Source organism: Ruminococcus sp. 1001136sp1 (assembly GCF_039841815.1).
GTDB classification, from domain to species: Bacteria; Bacillota; Clostridia; order Lachnospirales; family Lachnospiraceae; genus Blautia_A; species Blautia_A faecis.
The window spans coordinates 1-9,371 of sequence record NZ_JBDPGY010000041.1; the positions used below are offsets into that span (position 1 = coordinate 1).

The 9,371-nt window shown below is 41.3% G+C and carries 13 protein-coding genes and 4 pseudogenes; all 17 read left to right on the forward strand.

What is annotated here, in order from left to right; all coding sequences use genetic code 11:
• A partial coding sequence (locus ABHC48_RS19985) for a hypothetical protein (RefSeq protein ID WP_207749388.1) occupies positions 1-232 on the forward strand: 232 nt, incomplete at its 5' end.
• A 61-nt stretch (positions 233-293) separates the two neighbouring features.
• Positions 294-623: a hypothetical protein gene (locus ABHC48_RS19990; RefSeq protein WP_195700504.1), complete on the forward strand. Its 330-nt coding sequence runs from the start codon at positions 294-296 to the stop codon at positions 621-623.
• A gap of 33 nt (positions 624-656) precedes the next feature.
• On the forward strand, positions 657-854 hold the full coding sequence (locus ABHC48_RS19995; RefSeq protein ID WP_334285754.1) for a hypothetical protein: 198 nt from the start codon (positions 657-659) through the stop codon (positions 852-854).
• Positions 851-1,606, forward strand: a pseudogene (locus tag ABHC48_RS20000) (PDDEXK nuclease domain-containing protein). Before ABHC48_RS19995 ends, ABHC48_RS20000 begins: the two are co-directional and overlap by 4 nt.
• 28 nt (positions 1,607-1,634) lie before the next feature.
• Complete coding sequence (locus ABHC48_RS20005; RefSeq protein WP_161276517.1) at positions 1,635-2,012, forward strand: SdpI family protein; 378 nt, start codon at positions 1,635-1,637, stop codon at positions 2,010-2,012.
• Between the two features lie 55 nt (positions 2,013-2,067).
• Positions 2,068-2,253 (forward strand): DUF6440 family protein, encoded by a 186-nt coding sequence (locus ABHC48_RS20010; RefSeq protein ID WP_195700472.1) that lies wholly within the window; start codon positions 2,068-2,070, stop codon positions 2,251-2,253.
• A 25-nt stretch (positions 2,254-2,278) separates the two neighbouring features.
• Positions 2,279-2,458 (forward strand): hypothetical protein, encoded by a 180-nt coding sequence (locus ABHC48_RS20015; protein ID WP_195700473.1) that lies wholly within the window; start codon positions 2,279-2,281, stop codon positions 2,456-2,458.
• A 135-nt stretch (positions 2,459-2,593) separates the two neighbouring features.
• Positions 2,594-3,403 (forward strand): annotated as a pseudogene (locus tag ABHC48_RS20020) (TraG/TraD/VirD4 family protein); the annotation flags it as partial.
• Between the two features lie 206 nt (positions 3,404-3,609).
• A pseudogene (locus ABHC48_RS20025) lies at positions 3,610-3,732 on the forward strand (Maff2 family protein); the annotation flags it as partial.
• 399 nt (positions 3,733-4,131) lie between these two features.
• On the forward strand, positions 4,132-4,491 hold the full coding sequence (locus ABHC48_RS20030; protein WP_008704785.1) for a BlaI/MecI/CopY family transcriptional regulator: 360 nt from the start codon (positions 4,132-4,134) through the stop codon (positions 4,489-4,491).
• A gap of 10 nt (positions 4,492-4,501) precedes the next feature.
• Complete coding sequence (locus tag ABHC48_RS20035; RefSeq protein WP_020993729.1) at positions 4,502-6,175, forward strand: M56 family metallopeptidase; 1,674 nt, start codon at positions 4,502-4,504, stop codon at positions 6,173-6,175.
• A 54-nt stretch (positions 6,176-6,229) separates the two neighbouring features.
• On the forward strand, positions 6,230-6,661 hold the full coding sequence (locus ABHC48_RS20040; protein ID WP_117846027.1) for a sigma-70 family RNA polymerase sigma factor: 432 nt from the start codon (positions 6,230-6,232) through the stop codon (positions 6,659-6,661).
• A 226-nt stretch (positions 6,662-6,887) separates the two neighbouring features.
• Positions 6,888-7,340: a helix-turn-helix transcriptional regulator gene (locus ABHC48_RS20045; RefSeq protein ID WP_117846029.1), complete on the forward strand. Its 453-nt coding sequence runs from the start codon at positions 6,888-6,890 to the stop codon at positions 7,338-7,340.
• Between the two features lie 164 nt (positions 7,341-7,504).
• On the forward strand, positions 7,505-7,963 hold the full coding sequence (locus tag ABHC48_RS20050; protein ID WP_118512300.1) for a sigma factor-like helix-turn-helix DNA-binding protein: 459 nt from the start codon (positions 7,505-7,507) through the stop codon (positions 7,961-7,963).
• A complete protein-coding gene (locus ABHC48_RS20055; RefSeq protein ID WP_117457836.1) occupies positions 7,941-8,144 on the forward strand; it encodes a helix-turn-helix domain-containing protein in 204 nt (67 codons plus the stop codon). Before ABHC48_RS20050 ends, ABHC48_RS20055 begins: the two co-directional genes overlap by 23 nt.
• Before the next feature lie 525 nt (positions 8,145-8,669).
• On the forward strand, positions 8,670-9,068 hold the full coding sequence (locus tag ABHC48_RS20060) for a plasmid mobilization relaxosome protein MobC (RefSeq protein WP_102759327.1): 399 nt from the start codon (positions 8,670-8,672) through the stop codon (positions 9,066-9,068).
• Positions 9,040-9,371, forward strand: a pseudogene (locus ABHC48_RS20065) (relaxase); the annotation flags it as partial. The gene ABHC48_RS20060 and the pseudogene ABHC48_RS20065, both read left to right, overlap by 29 nt.

Genomic DNA, 9,371 nt, shown 5'->3' on the forward strand with positions numbered 1-9,371 from the left:
AGCTTTTGGGTTTCTTTATTTCAAGTGCAACTTTGAAATCACATTCGGTTGCTTCAGCAATGAGCTGTTCTATCATAGAAATCCCTCCTTTGAGGTTGTAGAAAGTTCTTTTTTATTATACCCAGCGGAGAAAGTTATTGCAACGATAGAAACAAAGAGTTCAGGGAAAACAAAAATATTTATGAGAAGAGGTAGGTGCTGTGCAAAGAAATTGAAAGACTGTGTTGGATAGGTTATACTATATATAGCAAAAGAAATGCCATGCTAGCGTTAAGTTTGCTAAGGAGAATAATATGGAATGGTTTGGAATTGTAGCATTGTTGCTGTTACTTTGTTATTCGGCGTATCCGGGAAAAGTAAAGCGTTTAGAAACGAAAGTAAAACGATTGGAGAAAAAGCAGAGAGGAGTGGCATATATGTCAAAGCTGATTAATGATCTTGTAGGAAAACAATGTATTATCAGATCAGAGTTCATTTTTAGTTTTGCGGGAAAAACTGAATTATCCTGCAAGATAATAGACGCAGATGATGAATGGATAAAAATTTGTTATACAGAGAAAAAAGATAGGCAGATAGTTAAGCTGATGCGGATTGAAAATATTGAATCAATAGAAGAACAGTAAGTTCTATTTTATAAATTCAGAGGAGTAAAGAGCATGGATTATAATTTACAAAAAAATCAAAATGCAGAACAGACTTATCATTCTATTCGTAATTCTATTGTGTCGGCACAACATCGTTTAAGCACAGCGGTAAATTCTGCTATGGTAACAACTTATTTGGAAATTGGAGAACAGATTTTTAAAGCACAGAGTTCGGAAAAGGTTTTGATAAATCGAATCTTCGTAAGATGAGGCAGTTTTATTGCACTTTTCCAATTCGAGACACACTGTGTCCTGAATTGAGCTGGTCACATTATCGTGTCTTGATGCGTATAAATGATGAACAGGCAAGAAGATTTTATATGGAAGAATGTGCAAAAGCAGCATGGAGTGTTCGTCAACTGGAACGGCAGATCAATACGATGTATTATCAGCGTATTTTAGCAAGCCAGGATAAGATAGCGGTTGCAAATGAAATTCAAACAACAGAGCCAAAACCAGAATATGAGAAAATAGTGAAAGATCCTTATGTTATGGAATTTCTGCAGATTCAGCCTGACACACATGTATATGAAGGAGATTTGGAACAGGCATTGATTGATCATCTTCAACATTTCCTTTTGGAACTTGGAAGAGGATTTTCATTTGTAGCACGCCAGAAAAGATTTACATTGGATGGACAGGACTTTTTTATTGATCTGGTATTTTACAACTATATTTTAAAATGTTTCGTTCTCATTGACTTGAAAATGGGTAAACTGACCCATTAGGATCTAGGACAAATGCAGATGTATGTGAATTACTATACTCGTGAAATGATGAATGAAGGAGACACGCAGCCTATTGGGATTGTACTCTGTGCAGATAAGGGAGATTCTATTGTAAAATATACGCTTCCTGAAGATGATCACCAGATATTTGCATCGAAATATTTCACCTATCTGCCGTCAGAGGAAGAATTGAAACATGAATTAAATTTGAAAGAATTTCACAAAAAAGAATAAAAACGAAATATAGTAAAGGAGATTTACAATGGAGTTTTGGATTTTTATGTTGATTATGGATTTGCTTCTTCCATTTACGATGATTGGTTTTGGAAGATATTTTATGAAAAAGGCTCCAAAGGAAATAAATTCAGTATTTGGATATCGAACTTCGATGTCTATGAAGAATAAAGACACATGGGAATTTGCTCATAAATATTGTGGTAAAGTCTGGTATGTCTGTGGAATGGTTATGTTGCCAATAACAGTAATATTCATGCTTTTAGTAATTGGAAAAAATGAAGATTGTGTTGGGAGTATGGGAGGAATTATCTGTGGTGTTCAACTTATTCCTTTAATTGGGTCTATTCTCCCAACAGAAATAGCATTAAAAAAGAATTTTGATAAGAATGGAACAAGACGATAAAGTTTGCAGAATCAAGGAAATCGGGATTTAACGCTTGAAAAAAGGAGGAATAAACATGGCAAAGAAAGAAGAAAGATTTGAAGTTATATTTAGAGATGGAGGTGGGCTTAAGGATGAAGGAGTTCGCCAAATTCTTGTAGATAAAGAGACGGGAGTTAATTACCTTTGTTGGAAGTCCGGATATGGAGCCAGTATTACACCTCTTCTGGATTCGGAAGGAAAAGTCATAGTCACAAAGTAAAATCGGGAGTTAAAGGACAAAGCTTATGAAAAGCAAAAAGATAATTATAGGAGTCACTATCGGAATAGTCGCAGCAATACTTTGGAGCATTGTTTTCATAAACTCATTAAATAGCATGGCTGGAATTGGAATTGGAATATGTCTGGGTATATCTTTTGGCATATCTGGCAGTCTTATTTTTTCAAAAAAAGATAAAGATAAGTGATGATACAACTCCAAGTTTGTAGAATTCAAAAATTTAATATGAAATGTGAGATAGAGCGTATGGAAATTAACTATACGTTCTATTTTTTTGCCTTTTTTGAAAAAGTGATTAAAAAACTATTGACATTTTGTTACTGGCAAGACCTTAAAGTCGATTCTGGTGAGCTGTGGCGCACGGCTGGCTCCTTTCGATATTGAGGAAGTTCGTGATATCACCATGTATAATGAGCTGTCCCTGGATACAGTGGGAGATGAGAAAACGGCTCTGTTCCTCATTATGAGCGATACAGACCCGACTTTTAATTTCCTGATTTCCATGATCTACACACAGCTGTTTAACCTGCTGTGCGAAAAAGCGGATGATGTCTATGGCGGCAGGTTGCCGGTGCATGTGCGTTGTCTGATTGACGAGTGTGCGAACATTGGTCAGATTCCGAATCTGGAAAAGCTGGTAGCCACCATCCGATCAAGAGAAATCTCGGCATGTCTGGTACTTCAGGCGCAGAGCCAGTTGAAGGCAATCTACAAGGACAATGCTGATACCATCATCGGCAATATGGATTCCCGTATTTTCCTTGGCGGTTCGGAGCCGACTACGCTAAAAGAACTGAATCAGGCACTGGGAAAAGAAACGATTGATCTGTACAACACTTCCGATACCAGAGGCAACAGCCCATCTTACGGCATTAATTACCAAAAGGTTGGGCATGACCTGGCTTCGGTGGATGAACTGGCTGTGCTGGATGGCGGAAAGTGCATTTTGCAGCTGCGCGGTGTCAGGCCGTTTGAGTCAGATAAGTACGATCTGACCCAGCATCCGAACTACAAGCTCACTGCCGGAGCTGATAAGAAAAACACATTCAGCATCGAGGCGTTTCTCGACCATCAGCTGAAGCTCAAGCCCGGCGATAAGTACGAAGTGGTTGACGCAGATCATGCCAAGTAAGTTTATTCCGGTGACGAAGATGTCATGGGTGCGCTGCTGGCAACAGAATAAGAAGAGGCGGCGAGCTGCCGCCTCTTTACATAGCCAGGTTTCTGATTGGGATTGGAGACCTGGCTATATGTTTGCACATTTGTAGGTGCACATGCAGATGGAAAATCACTATTCATTCGCCCACAAGGGCGCAGCGTACAAGAAAGTACACATTTATGGCATTTTTCAACAGCGCAGTAACTGTTCTTCAGACTCTCGTCATCGCACTGGGTGCCGGTCTCGGCATCTGGGGAGCCATCAACCTGCTGGAAGGCTACGGCAACGACAACCCCGGTGCCAATGCTCATGTACAGTAAAGAAGCAAACAACCGAAAACAAGAGATAGACCGCCAGCACCACACTATTCCGAACCAAAGAGCAAACGACAAGCACCATGGAAATGTGTATAACTTGCTATTCCGTTATGGAAAAGTCCGTTCACAGAACATGGAAAAGCTAAAGAGCAGCTTTCCCACATTCTGCAAACGGACTTTCCCACAACTCCATAAGATAGCAAGTTATGCACATTACGCACAGTGCCGACTGCTGCGGAAGCCCTCTCATTTCATTATCTATTCAAGAAAATAAATTATGAATTTTTTCTTAACACTACTGCGGTAGTGTTGACAACCGATTAAGAAAGGTGTAATGTGTAATCAAGCAGAAACTACTGCGGTCTTGTGGAAAGGAGGAAACAAATGGATATTAAACTTTTCGATTCAGAATTGAAAGTAATGTGTGTGCTTTGGAACGAGGGCGACACCACTGCAAAACACATATCCGACGTTCTGAAAAAAGAAATTGGCTGGAACATGAATACTACCTACACACTGATAAAAAGGTGTATCAAAAAAGGGGCGATTGAACGTTCCGAGCCTAATTTCATGTGCCATGCCCTTATTCCCAAAGAAGAAGTACAGGAAGCGGAAACAAAAGAATTGGTTGACAAGATTTATGACGGTTCAGTTGACAAACTGTTTGCAGCCCTGTTAGGCAGAAAAAAGCTTTCCGCTGAACAGATTCAGAAGCTCAAGCAGATTGTGGAAGATTTGGAATGAGGTGGTGTAAATGAATTTACTGCAAATGAGCTTTTCGGGGGCTGCTTTCATTACTGCGGTAGTGATTATCCGTGCGGTGGCAATCAATAAACTGCCGAAAAAGACTTTTCTTGTTTTATGGGAATTGGTGATATTAAGACTGCTTATCCCGTTTTCGATTCCGTCAATGTTTAGTGTTTATACGTTGGTAACTCATAGCATATCTTCTACAACATTGCCGGAAGCTGGAACAGATTACAACATTCCCACTATGCAAGGGCTGTTTGTTACGACACAGGGAGCAGAACAGCCGCCAGAGAATATTTTATCATCTGTTTCCATGTGGTTTATTGTATGGTGTGCAGGAATAATACTTATCGCATTGTTTTTTGTAATATCCTATTTGCGTTGTCTGATTGAATTTCGGACAGCTTTACCCGTCCACAACCATTATGTAGAAAAGTGGCTGGCGGAACGCCCATTGAAACGTCCAATTTTGGTAAAGCAATCTGATAGGATTTCCGCCCCATTAACTTATGGCATTTTCCGTCCTGTTATTTTGGTGCCGAAAAAAATGGACTGGAAAAATGAAAAACAACTGCAATATGTCCTCTCACATGAATATGTGCATATTTATCGCTATGATACTGTAACAAAGCTGATTGCGACACTTGCCCTTTGTATTCATTGGTTCAACCCCTTTGTGTGGGTGATGTATATTCTTTTTAACCGTGATATAGAACTGGCTTGTGATGAAAGCGTCATACGACAATTTGGAGAAAAATCAAAATCTGCCTATTCGCTAATGCTTATCAACATGGAAGCAACGAAAAGTGGGCTATTGCCATTTTGTAACAGCTTTAGTAAAAATGCTATCGAAGAAAGGATAACTGCTATTATGAAAACAAAAAAAACAACTATTTTTTCGCTGGTACTGGCGTGTCTGATTGTTGTCGGGGTAGCTACAGCATTTGCAACTTCCGCCCAAGCTAATAATAATCCAATTTTTGAAGAACAGGAGTACAAACCAATACATGCTTCCGAGAATGCTTCAGATTACGATACGGCGGCAGAACTGCCCGGCGGTAATATTGACTATGGGATATATGAAGAATATGGATTGATTTATGATAAGAATAGCAAGTGCTACACTTACAAGGGAAATGTTGTCCGATTTTTTAATGACCCAGTGGGCGGCGCAAGTTTTACCAATTTCTTTACGGGAACAGTAGATATTGAAGCGGAACGGGATACAAACGATAAACTTATTGGTATTCGGGAATGCACAAAAGAAGTTTATGACAGGCATACAGAAAAGTATGAAAATTCAGGACTTAAATCAATGCCCGCTGGCACTTCTACAGAAAATGGAGATATGATTAGAAATCATGAATCTTACAGCATGGAATCTGGAGATAAGACAGAAAACATGAATACGCTCCAAGATTATGAATCCTATGGCATAGTTTATCACCCAAAAGATGGGTATTGGTACTACAACGACCAGATAATTGGTATATTCATTGATACTAAAAAACCCATCATCTATTTTAATAACAGTGGCAGTATATATCTTTCCATTGCTGAAAATAGTGAAAATGGAGTTATGGAGATTAAGGAAATTTCCGAAGCGGAAGCACAAAAACTTTTACGGGATAATAATTCGGGCAATTCTGCTTCATTCACAGTAGAAACCTTGAAATAACAAGTGTCTTATAAACCATACGCCGTATTATGTGGGAGAAAGGGGGAACTATTTATGCCTTGCACAGAAGCATATAAGGAGCATATCGAGTACACCTTTGATGCCTTTTGCAGAGTTGTCATACACTATGCAGCTATCAACGCATGGCGTGACAGGGATAAGCGGCGGCAAAGGGAAATATCTTTTGAATACCTTACAGAAGAAAAGTTTTATCCATTCTGTACGTCAGACACCTATTTCATAGACCCCTACAAGCAATACCCGGTTATGATGTGTGGTCAGAGGGTTATCCTCACAAACGGGAATCTTGCAGCCGCTTTGTCCTCTCTGCCGGAGAAAAAGAGGGAAATCATCTACCTTTACTTTTTGGGGCATTACACACAGCAGGAAATCGGGGAAATGTACGGACGCTGCCGGAGTACGACCGGGTATCAAATCCGCAGGACTTTACAGCTCCTGCATAAATGCTCATGTGTGATAAAGTAACACAACTAAAATAAAGAAAGACAGCCCACTATTCCGTAAAATAATGGAGTAATAGAGAAAACGTTTTTTCTATGCTAAAATAGGCATATAAAGTAGAATGACAATCAAGATATACAAGAAAGCACTTAAACTCCACCGTTTGTCATGTAATTGTATAGCTTACTTGCTAGAGTGCAAATGAGTATTTTGATAAGATTTATACACAAAATCAAAAGGAGGAACACATATGGAGTTCGCAGAAAAACTTATAGCACTACGCAAAAGTAGAGAATTAACACAGGAACAACTGGCTGAGCAGATTAATGTTTCAAGACAGTCTATTTCAAAATGGGAAAGTGGGCAGGTCATACCCGAAGTAGAAAAGATTGTTGAACTAAGCAAAGTATTCGATGTTACCGTGGATTATCTGTTAAAACCATCAGAGATAGATGAATTATCGGTTAAAACAGAAATTCTGGAACAACAACAGAAACAGATGTTAGTTAGGGAACAGAAACGCACTCAAATTTCCAAAAATATTATGTATTCGATTGGAATTTATTTGATTTTTTTTGCAGTCTATTTCATTGGGCATTTCTATTTTGAAATATGGAATGCTTCTGTAATTCTTGCAGAATTACTCATTGCAACCGCGATTGTAGTTTTTGTTTGGGTAAGGAGTTTTTCCGACAAATCATAAAGAGATAGAATTTGTAGCAAAACCAGCAGAGCCAGTCAACGGTAAGATGAACGGGCTGCGCCCGCCGTTGACAGCCCCGCCCGTCTTTGCTGTTCGGCAATCAAGAGGGCGACAGCTTAAAAGGCTGCCGCCCTCTGTCACTATTCAGAAAGGGGGTATTTTCCATGACCGAACACGAAAAATATCAAGAGCATATCCGGCACACTCACAATGCCTTTTGTATGATTGTTATTCGCCACGCTGCCATAGACGCAGCACAGAGTATACGAAGCCGCCGAGGCAAGGAAATCTCCCTTGACTACCTCATGGACGAAAAGCATTATCCGTTCAGTACAACAGATGAATACTTTGCAGAAGTGCCGACAAGCATGGAATATCCATTTACGGCTTGCGGTCAAACTGTCCTGTTGAAAAGTCCGCACCTTGCCGCAGCCCTGTCCTCTCTATCGGAAATGGAACAGGAAATCATTTATCTGTACTACTTTGAGCGTATGACCCATAAGGAAATCGGCAAGCGGTACGGACGGACACACAGCACCACTGGGAGGCACATACAGATAATTTTACAGAGATTGCAGGCAGAGTTGGAGGGCTTACACCATGAGCCAGCTACTTCCCTATGAAACAATAGTAAAGGCAAGCGAGGGTGACCCGGAAGCCGTTGCAGCCGTGCTATCCCACTATGCTGGATATATCCGAGCCTGTTCCAAAATGGACGGTCATATCAATGTGGAAATGCAGGAGCATATCATTCAAAAACTGATAGAAAGCCTGTTCAAATTCCGCTTTGACCGTGACAACTGAATAACCCACCGCCCATCACAGCGGCATACAAGCAGTAAGTCTGAAAAGATTTGCTGCTTTTTTTACGCCCTTTTTCAAAAAATCTTTCCGTTCCATTTGGCAAAAGTGCCTGTTCCGGTGTAGTAGGGATTAAGGGGAGATTTACGAAAAATGCAGCCGTGTCTTTGCCAAAAGAAACACCGCTACCGTTTTAGTGATGAACAGCGGGCAGACCGAAAAATTTCATTCGCTTTATTTATGAAAACAAGCCAAAACGCCCTTTTCAAATTGTAGTAATGGTTGGAGGGGCGAAGTGGCAATTTTTTAGAGCAAGATTCTACCGCAGTACCAAAATTCGCTTTTCGCTCATTTTGCCCCTGCGGGAATCTTGTTGGGGAGTGCCTTCCCCAAACCCTGCTTATGCGGCTTGCGCCGCTTAAAAATCCCTCAAAATATTTTTTCGGATTTTTCAAAAACAGTTCCGCTTCACACCCCGTTTTTCTCCTATTAGTGAGAGGACACCACACACAGAAAGGAGGTTTTACCATGCGAAAACGATATAACACGCCGCACCGCAGCCGGGTAATTAAGACACGCATGACCGAGGAAGAATACGCCGAGTTTGCGGAAAGGCTTTCTGCCTGCAACATGAGCCAAGCCGAGTTTATCCGGCAAGCCATAACCGGGGCAGCCATACGCCCCATCATAACCGTTTCCCCCGTCAATGACGAGCTGCTTGCCGCTGTCGGGAAGCTGACCGCCGAATACGGCAGGATCGGCGGCAACTTAAACCAGATAGCCCGAACGCTGAACGAGTGGCACAGCCCCTACCCGCAGCTTGCCGGGGAGGTACGGGCGGCGGTTTCCGACCTTGCTGCCCTAAAGTTTGAAGTCTTGCAGAAAGTGGGTGACGCTGTTGGCAACATTCAAACATATCAGCTCTAAAAATGCCGACTATGGCGCAGCGGAAGCCTATCTCACATTTGAGCATGACGAGTTTACCATGAAGCCCACCCTTGATGAAAACGGGCGGCTGATACCGAGGAAGGATTACCGCATTTCTTCCCTTAACTGCGGGGGCGAGGATTTCGCCGTTGCCTGTATGCGAGCCAATCTCCGCTATGAGAAAAACCAAAAACGAGAAGATGTGAAAAGCCACCACTATATCATCAGCTTTGACCCACGGGACGGGACAGACAACGGCTTGACCGTAGACCGGGCGCAGGAACTGGGCGAGCAGTTCTGCAA